Origin of the sequence: Campylobacter sp. W0066.1, assembly GCF_024723635.1 — a bacterium.
In the GTDB taxonomy this organism is placed as follows: Bacteria; Campylobacterota; Campylobacteria; order Campylobacterales; family Campylobacteraceae; genus Campylobacter_D; species Campylobacter_D lari_C.
This window is the reverse complement of record NZ_JANQCW010000011.1, coordinates 34490-49380: the sequence shown is the minus strand read 5'-3', so window position 1 is coordinate 49380 and position 14891 is coordinate 34490. Positions and strand designations below refer to the sequence as shown.

Here is a 14891-nt window from a genome sequence, read left to right as displayed (position 1 = left end):
CCCTGCAGTAATAGCCCCGCCATAACGACTTGAAGAGGTATTGCTAACATCTGCTATATTTGATTTTATAAGCTCTTTTAAGTGTGGGTTAAAATGTAAAATAGTAGCTAAATCTCCACTTTTTTTACTTACTTTGAAAAAATCATTTTGCAAATCTTCATTATTTCCCATGATGGCACTTGTGTATTCTCCAAGTCCTACCACGCAAGCTCCGGTTAAAGTAGCAAGATTTATTAATAAATCAGGTTTTAGATCTTGAGCAAGTGAAAGACAATCTGCTAAAACTAATCTTCCTTCTGCGTCGGTATTTCTAACCTCTATACTCACACCTTCTCTTGAAATAAGCACATCATCAGGCTTATAAGCATTTCCACCTATCATATTTTCAGTTGCACCGATGATAGAATGCACTTCTATATCAAGGTTTAATTCACTTGCACCTTTAATAATAGCCATTGCCGCCGCACCGCCACTTTTATCAGATTTCATCGTTAGCATATAATCAGCAGGTTTTAAACTAAGTCCACCACTATCATAAGTTAGCCCTTTGCCTACAAACACTACTTTCATTTTTGGATTTTGTGGTTTATATGAAAGATGAATGAGTTTTGGAGGATGGATTGAAGCACGATTTACCGCTAAAAATGCTTGCATTTTTTCTTGCTCTAAGAAATCACTTTCATAAATTTTACATGAAATCTTGCAATCATTTTGACTTAAACTAAGTGCGTCTTCAGCCATTTTTGCAGGAGTATAAATTTGAGGAATTTCATTTACGATATTTTTTGCAAAATCGCAAGCATTTGAAAAAACCTGACCATAGTTTATACCTATACAAGCTTCTTCTAGGTTGTATGTTTTGTCATTGATTTCATCTTTTGAGATGAAAATATTCTCTAATTTACTCGGTGTTTTTTCTTTTTTGTATTTATCAAACTCATAAGCACCAAAAGTAAATCCTTGAATCATAGCATTAAAACTATTTACTACGCATTTTCCTACAACACTTTTTGTTTTAACACTTTGAATTTCAAGTTTTTTTAAAGCCTTATAGGCATTTGCAAAAGCAAGTCTTATATCTTCATATTCTAAGCTTTTAAGTTCGCTATAAAGAATTTTATTTTGCATATCTATGCAAATTCCTTCGCCTTTGTAGTTTGAAAGTTTAAAAAGTTCTTGGCTTTGAGCGTATTTTTCTATCTTTTTATCTTGTATTAAAATGATTTCAAAATCAGCATTTATAGAATTTATAGCTTCTTCTTTAAAATTAAAAGTCATTTATGAGTCCTTTTTCTAAGTATTGATTTTTCTATTTGTTTCATACCTAAAAATAAAGCAAGTAAGAAACAAGCAATAATAGGCACTGCAAAATACCAGTGATCTCCAGCCCATTCCACTGCAAGCCAAATTTCTTTCCCAAAAAACCAAGCAAGCAAGATAGTTATAGCAGCCCAAGCCCAAGCACTAATGAGATTAATAAAAGCAAATTTTTTCGCACTATAACGCGTTAGTCCTATGCTCATAGGTATAATGGTTCTAAAGCCATACATATATCTTTGTATGAATATAATAGGCCAACCAAAACGCTGCAAGAGCAAATGTGCTATGGCAAATTTACGCCTTTGGGTGCGAAGTTTTTTCTGAATGTATTTTTTGTTATATCTTCCTATATAAAAATATATTTGATCACCTACAAAACCACCTAAACCTGCTACAAAGATGATAAGTCCTAAATTCACATGGCCTTCATGTGCAAAAATACCTGCTAAAATAAGTGCAAGTTCTCCCTCAAGTATGCACCATAAAAACACGATGATATAAGCCCAGTTTTTATAATCATACAAAAGTTGTTTTAAAAATTCTTCCATTTTAAACCTCTAAAACACTATAAATAGAAGTTAATTTAGCTAATTCTTTAGCCCCATCAAGATCTTTTAATTCTAGTAAAAAACAAGCTTCAACGCATTTTGCATTGAGTTTTTCTATGAGTTTAACAGCAGCGATAGCCGTGCCACCTGTGGCGATGAGATCATCTATAAGTAAAACATTCGCCTTTTGATTATTAAATGCATCAATGTGAATTTCTATAGTGTCACTGCCATATTCTAAGCTATAAGATTCTTGCAAGCATTTTGAAGGTAATTTGCCTGGTTTTCTAATAGGCACAAAAGGTAGTTTTAATCTAGCACTTAGCGCAGCTCCAAAAATAAAACCTCTACTTTCTATACCAACGATATAATCAAGCTTTGCGTTTTGATACTTTTCTACCAAGTGATCCATTAAAAATGCAAATGCTTCTTTGTTGTTTAACAAAGTAGTGATATCTCTAAAGATAATCCCTTCTTTTGGAAAATCCTTAATAGCTCTAATGCTATCTAATAAGTATTTTTTATCTTGTTCTTTCATCATAATAATGCCTCGATTTTTGCTTCTAATTCTTTAATTCTTTGTCTTAATTTTTCATTTTCGATACGATATTGTGAATTTCTTGTTCTAAGAGAGGTTAAGTCTGCTTTGCTTTTGTTTAATTCCTCAGTTAAAATGTCAATATTGCCTAAACTTCTTTGAAGCTGTACTTGTAGTTTTCTAATAACTATTTCAGTATCATCAAGGTTGTTTTTTATAAATTCTTTTGCTACTTTTTCTTTATGAAGTAAAGTTTTATAATAAAGCAACATAATAGTCATATAAATGCTAACACAAATTAATATAGTTAATACAAGCCAACTTAAAATCATAATTTTGCCTCTATTTTGCTAATTCGCATGCAATGTCTTCCACCACTAAAAGAAGTATTGATAAAATTTGAGATGATTTCAAAAGCCATATCAGCTCCGGTTAGTCTAGCTCCTAAGGCTAAAACATTTGCATCATTATGTTCTCTTGAGAGTTTAGCACTTAAAGGTTCATTGCATAATGCACAGCGTATGTTTGTATGGCGGTTTGCTGCTATACTCATACCAATGCCTGAACCACATACTAAAATTCCAAAACTATTTTCATCAATTTTAGAGCTTAATAAATGTGCATAATCAGGATAATCACAGCGATCATCACTAAAAGGACCTAAGTCTTCAAAGCTTATATTTTTTTCTTGTAAAAAATTGATAATTTCTTGCTTTAAAATAAAGCCAGCATGGTCACTTGCTATGTAAATTTTCTCTCTTAACATTTAATAATCACTTTATCGTTGAAATTTTAAAGTATTAATTTTATCATATTTAATTAAAATTTTTCTTTCTTGTATATAATTATTTTTTGATATTTTCAAATATTTATTTGATATAATAACAATAATTATTTAAGGTAAAAAATGAAGCTTATTTTGATTGGTTCTTCAACGGGTGGTCCAAGCCAACTAAAGTTTTTACTAAACGATGTAGAACTTAAAGACTGCGCGGTGGTGATTGCTCAGCACATGAACCCAGCTTTTATTCCTTCTTTTGTAAATCAATTCAACAAAGAAGCAAAAAGTGATGTGGTTATACCAAGCGATAAAGAAGTTTTAAAAAATAAAATTTATATTTGTCAAAGAAATATGGTTTTAAGCGGAAATAATGCTTTGGTATTAAATGCTACAGAGCAAACAAGTAGTTTTAATCCAGGGATAGATGTGTTATTTCATTCGGCTGTAAATCTTTACAAATATCATAAAATTTTAGCTTTAATTATGACAGGAATGGGTGATGATGGTGCTAAATCTTTGTTTGAGCTTTATAAGGTTGGGGTAAGGTGCTTGTGTGAAAATGAGGCAGATTCTATAGTATATGGAATGCCAAAAAAAGCTAGAGATACTAACCCAAATTTAAAGCCTATGAGTTTAATAGAGCTCAAAAAAGAAATAATTAATTTTATCAAGTCATAGGATGGAAAGATGATAAAAATTACAGAAAATGAAATGAATGATTTTATAAAAATAGTAGAACAAATAAGCGGAAATAACCTTAATACTAAAAAAGATATTTTATCTATAAAACTTCCTAAATTTTTACAAGAATTAGGTTTAAGTAGTCTTAGTGAATTAAATGAAAAAGTGCAGTTTCAAAGAAATTTAAAACAAGAAACTATGGATTTTATCACAGTTTGTGAGACATATTTTTTTAGAGAATTAGAACAATTAAAAGATGTAATTTTTTATATAAAATCTCTTGATCGACCTGTAAATGTGCTTTGTGCCCCATGTTCAAGTGGTGAAGAAGTGTATTCTTTAGCTATTTTAGCAAGTGAGAATTTTGTTAAAGGTATGAATATAGTTGGTATAGATATTAATAAAAAAATGATAGATAAATGCAACGAAATGATATATTCAGAGCGTTCAGTAGCTAGATTAAACACTATGCAAAAAACGCGTTATTTTGATGTAAAAGATAGGATGTATCAGCTTAAAAAAGAGACTTTAGCTTGTAGATGTCGTTTTGAGCTTTGTAATGTTTTTGATGATTCTTTGTTTAAGCTTGGGAAATTTGATGTGATTTTTTCAAGAAATATGATGATTTATTTTGATCAAGATTTTAAAATAAGACTTATGGAGCGTTTTTATAAGATATTAAATAGAGAGGGTAGAATATATCCAGGAAAATCAGATCTTGTGCCTGAAACAGCGTATTTTGATAAGAACTTTTCAGCGGGCGGGGTTTATTATTCTAAGGTGGATTAATTATATTTTTTATTAAACCACCACCAATAAATTGCCGCAAAGATAAAACATACTCCTAAGCCAAAAGTAAAATGGCTTAATTTTACTCCATAAAATTCAAATAAATATCCTGTTGAAAAAGCAATAATTGCACTAAAGGTTAAATACACCATATCATTATAGGCAATCACTCTACCATAGTATCTTTTATCGCAATCATTTTGTAAAAGTGTGTAAGTATAGCTCCATAAAGATGAAGTGCAAAAACCTGCCATTACTAAGCCTATAAAGGCAAGATAAAAGTTAAATTGCAAACAAGCCCAAAGTATTATGCCTACGCCTTGCGCTAAATATAAATATACTAAAGTGTTTTTATTAATATAAGGACTAAGAACATAAGGTCCTATGAGTAAAGATATAGCCCTTATGGCATTAGAAAGCCCTATGGCTAGAGGTATGGAAATAACTTTTGCATATTCATATTCAGCTAAAAGAGTGATTAAAACATCATAAGCGGTTATCCCTACAACTCCATGAAGCAAAATCAAATGAATGATTTTTTTATTGCTAAATACATAAGCTAAACCTTCTTTAATTAGTATAAAAAGATTGTTTTGTGTGGTGTTTTTTTCATCAGGCAAGATTAAAGTTTTAAGTATAAGCATAGCGCAAAATAACATTAAAGTATCGGCTATAAAAGCTGGTTTTACTCCAAAAAGATCTATAAAAAGTCCTGCTGCACCCATACCCAAAGCATATGATACAGCCCATATAATACTATGAAGTTCATTACCTAGTTTTAATTCTTGTGGGGTTAAAATTTTAGGTAAAACTGACATTTCTGTTTGGAAATACATACTTGCAACCGCCATACGCACAAAGGTTAAAAAGTATAAAAACCAAAGCATAGCTAAAGAATTTACAAAAATTAGCATAAAAATAGAAATCATCTCAATACTAATCATTGTTAGCAATAAATTCTTGGGTTTAAATCTATCTACTATAACTCCATTTATAGGTGCAAGTATAATAGAAGGTAAAAAAACAAAAATAGCTGAAAAACCTATGATATTCGCAGGTGCTTGTAGTTCTTTAGTTAAAAGAGTAAAAACACCTACTTGAGAAAACCATGCACCAAAATAACTTATAAATTGTACTGTTGCTAAAAGACGAAAAGTTTTATTGTTTTTAAATAAAGACCTATAAGTCATGAGTATCCTATGAATATATGAAATTAAAGGGCTTGATTATAGCGTTTTTAAGATTATTTTACATTTAAATGCTATAATAATTCTTTTTATAAAAAAGGTTAATAATGAATAGATTAAGCAAAAAAGAAGCATTAAATTTGCTCCAAAATGCACCTTTGTATGAATTAGGCGCAATGGCATATGAGAAAAAATTAGAGCTTCACCCTGAAAAAATAACTACTTTTGTGGTAGATAGAAATATAAATTATACAAATATTTGCTGTATTGATTGTGATTTTTGTGCTTTTTGTAGAAAAGAAAAAGATGATGATTCTTATATTTTAAAATACGAAGAAATAGGGCAAAAAATAGAAGAATTACAAGCCATAGGTGGAACGCAAATTTTATTTCAAGGCGGAGTACACCCAAAACTTAAAATAGAATGGTATGAAGACTTACTTTCTTATATAAAAACTAATTATCCAACCATCACTGTGCATGGTTTTTCAGCAGTAGAGATAGCTTATATAGCAAGAGTTTCTAAAATTTCTATAGAAGAGGTTTTAAAAAGATTACAAGCTAAAGGACTTTTTTCTATACCTGGAGCGGGTGCTGAAGTATTAAGCGATAGGGTAAGAGATATCATCGCACCACACAAATGTGACACAGCTACTTGGCTTAGGGTGCATGAGAGTGCGCATAATATAGGTATGAAAAGTACTGCTACAATGATGTTTGGTACGGTTGAAAATGATGAGGAAATTATCGAACATTTTGATCATTTAAGAAATTTACAAGATAAAACAAATGGCTTTAGAGCTTTTATTTTGTGGTCATTTCAAAGTGAAAATACCCCTTTAATCAAAAAACACCCTGAAATCATCAAACAAAGCTCTAATAGATATTTAAGATTGCTAGCTTTAGCAAGATTGTATTTGGATAATTTTAAAAATTTACAAAGTTCATGGGTAACACAAGGCTCTTTAATAGGCCAACTTGCTTTAAAATTTGGTGCAAATGATTTAGGTTCGACTATGATGGAAGAAAATGTTGTAGCTGCAGCGGGTGCAAAATACAGAATGAATCAAGAACAAATGATAGAACTTATCAAAGATATAGGGGAATTACCTGCTAAACGCGATACAGCTTATAATATTTTAGAAAGGTTTTAATGCTAAATTTAGACTTTAATAATACTAAAATAGGCGTAATATATGAGTATGAAAATGAGCTTCCTGTAGTATTTTTCAAACTCATTTTTAAAAATAGTGGAAAAATAGCAGAAAAACACAATAGAGGTTGTGCAAGTATGCTTGCTAGGCTTTTAAACGAAGGAAGTGATGATGAGTTTTTTAAAAACTTAGAATACCGTGCTATAGAGCTTTATGCTAAGGCTAGTTTTGAGCATTTTCAAATTAGTATTAAATGCTTGAAAGAACATTTTGATTTTGCTTTAGAAAAATTGCAAGAATTGTTTTTAAATGTGCGTTTTGATGAAAAAATCTTACAAAGATTAAAAACTTTAGCCTTAGGTGAGCTTGCAAGTTTAAACACTGATTATGATTATCAAGCAAAAAGACTTTTAAATAAAAATGTTTTCAAAGATGAAATTTTTGCTAGTGGTCTTGATGGGACTAAAGAAAGCATAGAAAAGATTAGCTTAAAAGAATTGCAAGATTTTATGAGTGAAAATTTAGTGCTTGATAATGCTTTATTTGTTTTTGGTGGAGATATTAAAGAAAATGAAGTAAAGATTAAAGTAGAAAAAATTTGCCAAATTCTAAAAAGAAATACTCCAAATCAAAACAAAAGTTACAAACTCATTGATGAGAGTATAGAAGTAACTGAGCAAAAAAGTACCGAACAAGCTTATATATACTTTTGCTCTCCATTTAATATACAAATTAATGATGAAAAAATGTATTTAGCTAAACTTGCTTTATTTATCTTGGGTCAAGGTGGTTTTGGTTCGCGTTTGATGGAAGAAGTGCGTGTGAAAAGAGGCTTGGCGTATTCAGCATATGCTATGCTTGATGTAAATTTAAATTATAGTAGAGTTTTTGGGTATTTGCAAACTAAAAATGAAAGCTCTAATGAGGCTAAAGCTTTAGTTAAGGAAGTTTTTGAAAATTTTGTCCAAAATGGAGTGAGTGAAAAAGAATTTCAACTAGCTAAGCAATTTTTAGTAGGTTCTATGCCTTTAAGGTATGAAAGCTTGGCTAAAAGACTAGATATAATGCTAAATGAATATTTACATGGTTTAAAACTTGGAAATTTAAAAGAAGAAATGCAAAAGATCAAAAACACTACCTTAGATGAACTAAATGACTTTATTAAAGCTCATAGTGAAATTACAAAAGTGAGTTTTGCAAGTATAGAAAATGAAAGTTGAAGAAAAGGATTTAAAACTACTTCATGCTTTAGGGGTTAAAAATTGTATCGATTTGGCTTTGATTTTACCTAAAAAATTTGATGATTTTAGAATTTCAAAGTTTCCAAAAGATACATTTTGTACCCAAAATGTAAAAATTATCAGCACGCAAAATCATCACTCTCAGCTTTTTATGCTTTGTGAATGTTTAGAATGGGGTATAAAAGCAAATATAGTAATTTTTCATCCTAATAAATGGCATTTTAAAATTTTTAAGCATAATGCTTTGGTTTGTATCCATGCAAAGATGAATTTTTTTAATGGAATTTGGCAGTTTATAAACCCAAAAATAGTAACAAATATAGGTCAAATAGTCCCTAAATACCAAATTAGTTCTATTAAAGATGAAAGTATAAAAAAACTTATTTTAAAATATGTCAATGAAGCTAATTTAAAAGCACTAAATTTAGAACAAAAATACATTAATTTACTTTTAAATTTACACAATTATGATGATTTAACTCTTTATGAAAATTTTAACGCCATAGTTAAAGACTTAAAATATATAGAAATTTTTAATCATCTAAGGCGTTTAAAGGGTAAAAAAATATCACAAAATGCTTATGAAATAGAACTTTTTGATATAAGATCTTGGCTTAAAGGTTTAGAATTTAGCCCTACAAATGATCAGCTTTTAGCGATAGAAGATATTAAAAAAGATTTACAAAATAAAGTTGCTAAAAGGCGTGTGGTAATGGGCGATGTGGGTTGTGGTAAGACTTTGGTTATACTTGCTGCAAGTTTGCTAGTGTATCCTAAAAAGGCCATTTTAATGGCTCCAACTAGTATATTAGCAGAGCAAATTTATCATGAAGCAAAAAGACTTTTGCCTGATTTTGTTAATGTATTGCTTTTAAAAGGTGGTAAAAAAGATAAAGATTTAGCAAAATTAAAAGAACAAGCTCATTTTATCATAGGTACACATGCACTCATTCATCAAGAAGAATTTGAAGCAGTTTTAGTGATGATAGATGAGCAACACCGTTTTGGTTCTAATCAAAGACAAAAAATAAGTGAGCTTAGCAAAAACTCTCAATATGCTCCGCATATCGTGCAATTTTCTGCTACACCTATACCAAGAACTCTTTCTATGATACAAAGTGAGCTTGTAAATTTTAGTTTTATTAAACAAATGCCTTTTAAAAAAGACATTAAAACTTTTTGCATACAAGATAAAGATTTTAAATATTTGCTTAAAAAAATCGACGATGAGCTAGCTAAAAATCATCAAGTAATCATCATTTATCCTTTGGTAAATGAAAGTGAAAATATAGATTATTTATCACTAGAACAAGCACAAGGATACTGGATAAACAAATACAAAAATGTTTATGTAACACATGGAAAAGATAAAAATAAAGATCAAATTTTACAAGAATTTAGAGAAAAAGGCACGATTTTACTTTCTACAACGGTGGTTGAAGTGGGGATTTCTCTACCAAGACTTAGTGTGATTGTTATTGTTGGAGCTGAAAGACTTGGGCTTGCTACCTTACATCAGCTTCGAGGTAGGGTAGGCAGAGTAGGGCTTGAGAGTTTTTGTTATTTATATACTAAGCAAAAAGAAATTCCAAGTCGTTTGCTTGAATTTGCTAAAACTTTAGATGGATTTAAAATAGCTGAGCTTGATTTAAAAAACAGACTAAGCGGGGATTTGCTAGATGGTAGAGTGCAACATGGCAATCATTTTAAATTCTTTGATTTTGCAGATGATGAAGAATTAGTTTTAAAAGCAAAAGAAAGTATTAAAAATATGGAAAAAGAAAATGGATAAACACTTTGAAATTTTAATTTCTAAAGGCAAGAAAAAACATTTTAACAAAGGGAATATTTTATTTTTTCAAGGTGAAAAAGCAAATAAAATTTATATTTTACTAAGTGGAAAAGTGCGTATATATAAGGTGAATGCAAAAGGTTTTGAACTAACACTGCATACTTTAACTCCAGTAAATTTTATAGCTGAAATGCCTGTGTTTGATGGTATTAATTACCCAGCTAATGCTATTTGTGAGCAAGATTGTGAAATTTGTGTTTTTGATTTTGATGAATTTAAAAAATTATGCTTAGTAAATGGAGAATTTAGCTTTTTGCTTTTGACTTCTTTAATCGGTAAAATTCGAATTTTAGAAAATTTCATCAGACAAAAATCTTTGGATTTAAAATCAAGACTAGTAAGCTTTTTACTAGAAAATGAAGAAAAATTACAAAATTTAAAGCAAAAAGAAATCGCTGTGATTTTAAATTTACCTCCAGAATCTTTGTCGCGTTTTTTAAAAGAATTAAAACAAAATGAGCTTATTTGCACAAATAAAGGTAAAATAGCAATTTTAAATAAAGAAAAAATGCAAAATTTAATTAAGTCTTTTTAAGTCTTATTTGTTACAATATTGTATTTAAAGTATGGAAGGTTTTATGGATTTTGATTTTTTAATCAAGTTTAGCCCTATGTTTATACAAGCTTCTTGGCTTACTTTAAAACTTGCTATTTATGGAGTATTTTTTTCATTTTTAGTAGGTTTATTTTGTGTGGGAGTAAGTTATTTTAAATTTTCTTTTTTAAATACAATCTGTAAAATTTATATAGAATTTTCAAGAAACACACCTTTATTAATCCAACTTTTCTTTTTATATTATGCCTTGCCTGAGTTTGGGATACACCTTAGTTCTTTTGCTTGTGCTGTGATAGGACTTAGTTTTTTAGGTGGTTCTTATATGGCTGAGAGCTTAAGAGCAGGCATGGAAGCAGTGAAAAAACAACAATACGAATCAGGACTTTCTTTGGGTTTGAGTAAATGGCAAAATTTCTGCTATATTATCATGCCTCAAGCTTTGGGTATAGCTATGCCAAGCATTAGTGCAAATATCATTTTTTTACTCAAAGAAACTTCAGTAGTAAGCATTATTGCTTTAGCAGATTTAGTATATGTGGCTAAAGATCTTATAGGACTTTATTATAAAAGTAATGAAGCTTTATTTGCTTTGGTGCTTTGTTATTTGATTTTGATTTTACCTTTATCTTTAGTGTTAAACCGTATAGAAAAAAGGTTAAATTATGTTTGAAATTTTAAATCAAGATACCTTTTTTAGACTAGCACAAGGTTTAAAGGTTACTTTAGAGCTTTCGTTAATTAGTGTTTTAATTTCACTCATAGGAGGAGTATTTTTTGGAATTTTAATGCATTCTAAAAATAAAATCCTTTATGCTTTTTGTCGTTTTATGCTTGAATTTGTACGTATTATGCCTTTGATTGTTTGGCTTTTCATAGTGCATTTTGGCTTGGCGAAATGGTTTGGATGGCATTTGAGTGCTTTGGGTTCTAGTATTATTGTTTTTAGTATTTGGGGCGTGTTTGAGATGATGGATTTAGTTAGATCATCTTTAGCAAGCATACCAAAACACCAGTATGAATCAGGGCTTTCTTTAGGTTTTAATAAATTTGAAGTTTATCTTTTTATCATTATACCTTTATCTTTAAGAAGATTATTACCAATGAGTATTAATCTTTTTACAAGAATTATTAAAAGCACTTCAGTGATTTATCTAATCGGTGGTATAGAGCTTATTAAAGTAGGCCAACAAGTGATTGAGCTTAATTTATTTCAAAATTCTTACGCAGCTTTTGTGATTTATGGTTTGATTTTATTGATTTATTTTATACTTTGTTATCCTTTGTCAGTATATTCAAAGTTTTTAGAGAAAAAATGGAGCTAATATGAGCATTTTAAAAATACAAAATTTACAAAAATATTATGATGATCATCATGTTTTAAAAGATATAAATTTAGAAGTAAATCAAAAAGAAGTAGTGGTTATACTAGGTCCAAGTGGCTGTGGGAAATCTACACTTTTAAGATGTATTAATGGCTTAGAAGAAATGGCTGATGGGGCTATTTTTGTAGATGATGAGAAAATTGATAAAAATTATAAAAAATGGACTCAAATTCGCCAAAAAATAGGTATGGTGTTTCAATCTTATGAACTTTTTGATCATTTAAATGTGGAGCAAAATATACTTTTAGGACCTTTAAAGGTTCAAAAAAGAAAAAAAGAAGAGGTTTTAGAAGAAGCAAAATACTGGCTTGATAGAGTAGGGCTTTTGCATAAATTAAAAGCTTATCCTAAAGAGTTAAGTGGTGGGCAAAAACAACGTATAGCCATAGTTAGAAGCCTTTGTATGAATCCTGAAATTATGCTTTTTGATGAAGTTACAGCAGCGCTTGATCCTGAAATTGTGCGTGAAGTTTTAGATGTGATTTTAAATTTAGCAAAAGATGGCATGACTATGCTTATAGTTACCCATGAAATGGGTTTTGCAAGAGCAGTTGCTGATAAAATAGTTTTTATGGATGATGGAAAAATAGTAGAAATTTCAAAGCCTGATGAATTTTTTGAAAATCCAAAGACAGATCGTGTGAAGAAATTTCTCAATTTGTTTGATTTTCATTGTTAATTTTATTTTAGAAAAGATTTGTTTAAAAAATTAATATAAGGTTTAAAAATTTAAATTTCAATCATTAAGGAAAAAAATATGAAAAAGATTTTTCTTTTATCGTTTTTAATGGCACTTTTTTTTAGCGCCTGCTCAAATTCAAGTTCTAATGAAAACTCCTTAGAAAAAATCAAACAACAAGGTGTTATCCGTATAGGTGTGTTTGGTGATAAACCTCCATTTGGCTACCTAGACGCACAAGGGAAAAATCAAGGCTATGATGTGTATTTTGCTAAACGTATAGCAAAAGAGCTTTTAGGGGATGAGTCTAAAGTGCAATTTGTTTTAGTCGAAGCAGCAAATAGGGTGGAGTTTTTAGAGTCAAATAAAGTAGATTTAATCTTAGCTAATTTTACTAAAACTCCAGAAAGAGAAGCTGTGGTGGATTTTGCACTACCTTATATGAAAGTTGCTCTTGGAGTAGTGGCTCCTAAAGGATCAGATATTAAAACTATAGATGATTTAAAAAATAAAACTTTGATTTTAAATAAAGGCACAACAGCTGATGCGTATTTTACAAAAAATATGCCAGAAATTAAAACGATTAAATTTGATCAAAACACAGAAACCTTTGCAGCTTTAATCGGCAAAAGAGGCGATGCGCTAAGTCATGATAATGCATTGCTTTTTGCATGGGCTAAAGAAAATCCAAATTTTGAAGTGGTGATTAAAGAACTTGGAAATCATGATGTCATAGCTCCTGCTGTAAAAAAAGGCGATGAAGCTATGTTGAAATTTATCAATGATTTGATTGTAAAATTACAAAATGAGCAGTTTTTTCACAAAGCTTACGATGAAACCTTAAAGCCATTTTTTAGTGATGATATAAAAGCTGATGATGTGGTAATCGAAGGTGGCAAAATTTAATAATGCAAAAAGCTTTTAAAAATACCATCTATGCTTCTTTAGGTGGTATTTTAGAATTTTATGATTTTGTTTTATTTATCTTCTTTGCAAGTGTTTTTGCAAAAATTTTCTTTCCTCAAAATGATGATTTTTGGCCATTAATCTATACTTATGTAGCCTTTGGAGCAGGGTATTTAGCTAGACCTTTTGGTGCTGTTGTTTTAGCACATTTTGCAGATATTAAAGGGCGTAAGAATGTCTTTTATATTAGCATGCTTTTGATGGTTGTGCCAAGTTTTATTTTGGTCTTTTTACCTACTTATGAAAGCATAGGACTTTTAGCTACTTTTATGCTTTTTATCATACGGATAGCTCAAGGATTAGCCATAGGAGCTGAAGTTAGTGGTGCTTGGATTTTTGTGAGTGAATTTGTAAGTAAAAAAAGACTTGGTTTGGCACTTGGTTTTATTTCAGCGACTTTGACTTTAGGTTTATTACTTGGAAATTTAGCGACTTTAAGTATATATGCGTATTTTGATAAAGAAGAAGTAGAAAGCTTTGCTTGGAGAATTCCTTTTTTTATAGGGGGATTTTTTGGTATATTAGCTTTATTTTTACGCACAAAACTTAATGAAACGCCGGCTTTTAAAAACATAAAAGAAAAAGAAAAAATTTTAAATTTTCCACTTTTACAAGCTTTAAAAACACATAAAAAAAGTATGTTAATATGTGCTTTACTTACTGTGGTTTTAACAAGCGGGGTAGCTACTTTAATGATACTACCGCAATATTTTGAAAGCTTATTAGGAGTTAGTAAAACTACTGCTTTGACATATCAAAATTTGGCCATAATTATGATCATATTAGGAAGTTTAGCACAAGGGTATTTAGCGGATTTTTTAGGACATTTTAGGATTTGCTTGATTTTTACTGTGGTTTTTGGAGCTTTTGGTATAAGTTTTAGCTTTTATAATGAGTGGTTTTTATCATTTTATTTACTTGCTTGTTTTGCGCAAGGTATTATAGCTTTTGCTCCTATTTTTATGACTCAAATTTTTACTACAGAGTTAAGATCAAGTGGTCTTTCTTTTGCTTATAATATCTCATATGCGATTTTAGGTTTTTTAACTCCCTTTGTTGTTAATTTTATATATGAGAAATATTTTTATATTTATATTATTTTTATAGTGATTGCTAGTTTGTTAAGCATATTTTTGATAAAAGTATTTTTAAAACAAAAACCAGTATTAAAAACTTTAAAATATAAACTATAACTTTGCTATAATTATACTTTATAT

17 protein-coding genes are annotated in these 14891 nt (G+C 29.6%); 11 read left to right on the top strand and 6 right to left on the bottom strand.

Translation table 11 applies throughout. From position 1 onward, the window contains the following. From CAMP18497_RS05600 to rpiB, 5 genes are all read right to left on the bottom strand, one after another. Positions 1-1278, bottom strand: a 1278-nt coding sequence (locus CAMP18497_RS05600) for a leucyl aminopeptidase (RefSeq protein ID WP_337213031.1), incomplete at its 3' end; no start/stop codon positions are given. After that, positions 1275-1868, bottom strand: a complete 594-nt coding sequence (locus tag CAMP18497_RS05595) for a DedA family protein (RefSeq protein ID WP_263676822.1) — start codon at positions 1866-1868, stop codon at positions 1275-1277. The genes CAMP18497_RS05600 and CAMP18497_RS05595, both read right to left, overlap by 4 nt. Position 1869: 1 nt before the next feature. Next, positions 1870-2406, bottom strand: coding sequence for an adenine phosphoribosyltransferase (gene apt / locus CAMP18497_RS05590; protein WP_263675729.1), 537 nt, complete (start codon positions 2404-2406; stop codon positions 1870-1872). Then, positions 2406-2738 (bottom strand): hypothetical protein, encoded by a 333-nt coding sequence (locus CAMP18497_RS05585; protein WP_337213028.1) that lies wholly within the window; start codon positions 2736-2738, stop codon positions 2406-2408. The genes apt and CAMP18497_RS05585 overlap by 1 nt, the downstream gene beginning before the upstream one ends. After that, entirely contained in the window at positions 2735-3172 is a 438-nt protein-coding gene (rpiB, locus tag CAMP18497_RS05580; RefSeq protein ID WP_337213026.1) for a ribose 5-phosphate isomerase B, read from the bottom strand. Before rpiB ends, CAMP18497_RS05585 begins: the two co-directional genes overlap by 4 nt. Before the next feature lie 141 nt (positions 3173-3313). On the opposite strand from rpiB, the gene CAMP18497_RS05575 reads away from it, so the two are divergent. Beyond that, positions 3314-3865 carry a CheB methylesterase domain-containing protein gene (locus CAMP18497_RS05575; RefSeq protein WP_337213024.1) on the top strand — a complete coding sequence of 184 codons (552 nt, stop codon included), beginning with the start codon at positions 3314-3316 and terminating at the stop codon, positions 3863-3865. Between the two features lie 9 nt (positions 3866-3874). Next, a complete protein-coding gene (locus tag CAMP18497_RS05570) occupies positions 3875-4657 on the top strand; it encodes a CheR family methyltransferase (RefSeq protein ID WP_263676820.1) in 783 nt (260 codons plus the stop codon). Here CAMP18497_RS05570 and CAMP18497_RS05565 read toward each other — a convergent pair. Then, positions 4654-5847, bottom strand: coding sequence for an MFS transporter (locus CAMP18497_RS05565; protein ID WP_337213021.1), 1194 nt, complete (start codon positions 5845-5847; stop codon positions 4654-4656). The two genes, CAMP18497_RS05570 and CAMP18497_RS05565, sit on opposite strands and share 4 nt — an antisense overlap. A 104-nt stretch (positions 5848-5951) precedes the next feature. Here CAMP18497_RS05565 and CAMP18497_RS05560 point away from each other — a divergent pair, with 104 nt between their 5' ends. The 9 genes from CAMP18497_RS05560 to CAMP18497_RS05520 all read left to right on the top strand — a co-directional run bounded on the left by CAMP18497_RS05560 (position 5952) and on the right by CAMP18497_RS05520 (position 14867). Further along, complete coding sequence (locus CAMP18497_RS05560) at positions 5952-6998, top strand: dehypoxanthine futalosine cyclase (RefSeq protein ID WP_039618147.1); 1047 nt, start codon at positions 5952-5954, stop codon at positions 6996-6998. Continuing rightward, positions 6998-8218 (top strand): M16 family metallopeptidase, encoded by a 1221-nt coding sequence (locus tag CAMP18497_RS05555; protein WP_337213019.1) that lies wholly within the window; start codon positions 6998-7000, stop codon positions 8216-8218. Before CAMP18497_RS05560 ends, CAMP18497_RS05555 begins: the two co-directional genes overlap by 1 nt. Next, positions 8208-10031: an ATP-dependent DNA helicase RecG gene (gene recG, locus CAMP18497_RS05550; RefSeq protein ID WP_263676817.1), complete on the top strand. Its 1824-nt coding sequence runs from the start codon at positions 8208-8210 to the stop codon at positions 10029-10031. The genes CAMP18497_RS05555 and recG overlap by 11 nt, the downstream gene beginning before the upstream one ends. Further along, positions 10024-10626 carry a Crp/Fnr family transcriptional regulator gene (locus tag CAMP18497_RS05545; protein ID WP_337213017.1) on the top strand — a complete coding sequence of 201 codons (603 nt, stop codon included), beginning with the start codon at positions 10024-10026 and terminating at the stop codon, positions 10624-10626. Before recG ends, CAMP18497_RS05545 begins: the two co-directional genes overlap by 8 nt. Before the next feature lie 43 nt (positions 10627-10669). After that, positions 10670-11317, top strand: a complete 648-nt coding sequence (locus tag CAMP18497_RS05540; protein WP_263676815.1) for an amino acid ABC transporter permease — start codon at positions 10670-10672, stop codon at positions 11315-11317. Beyond that, positions 11310-11969 carry an amino acid ABC transporter permease gene (locus tag CAMP18497_RS05535; protein WP_039618154.1) on the top strand — a complete coding sequence of 220 codons (660 nt, stop codon included), beginning with the start codon at positions 11310-11312 and terminating at the stop codon, positions 11967-11969. The genes CAMP18497_RS05540 and CAMP18497_RS05535 overlap by 8 nt, the downstream gene beginning before the upstream one ends. 1 nt (position 11970) lies before the next feature. Then, entirely contained in the window at positions 11971-12708 is a 738-nt protein-coding gene (locus CAMP18497_RS05530) for an amino acid ABC transporter ATP-binding protein (protein WP_337213006.1), read from the top strand. 78 nt (positions 12709-12786) lie between these two features. Next, positions 12787-13614: a cysteine ABC transporter substrate-binding protein gene (locus tag CAMP18497_RS05525; RefSeq protein WP_337213004.1), complete on the top strand. Its 828-nt coding sequence runs from the start codon at positions 12787-12789 to the stop codon at positions 13612-13614. 2 nt (positions 13615-13616) lie between these two features. Continuing rightward, a complete protein-coding gene (locus CAMP18497_RS05520) occupies positions 13617-14867 on the top strand; it encodes an MFS transporter (protein ID WP_337213002.1) in 1251 nt (416 codons plus the stop codon). The last annotated feature ends 24 nt before the right edge of the window (positions 14868-14891 follow it).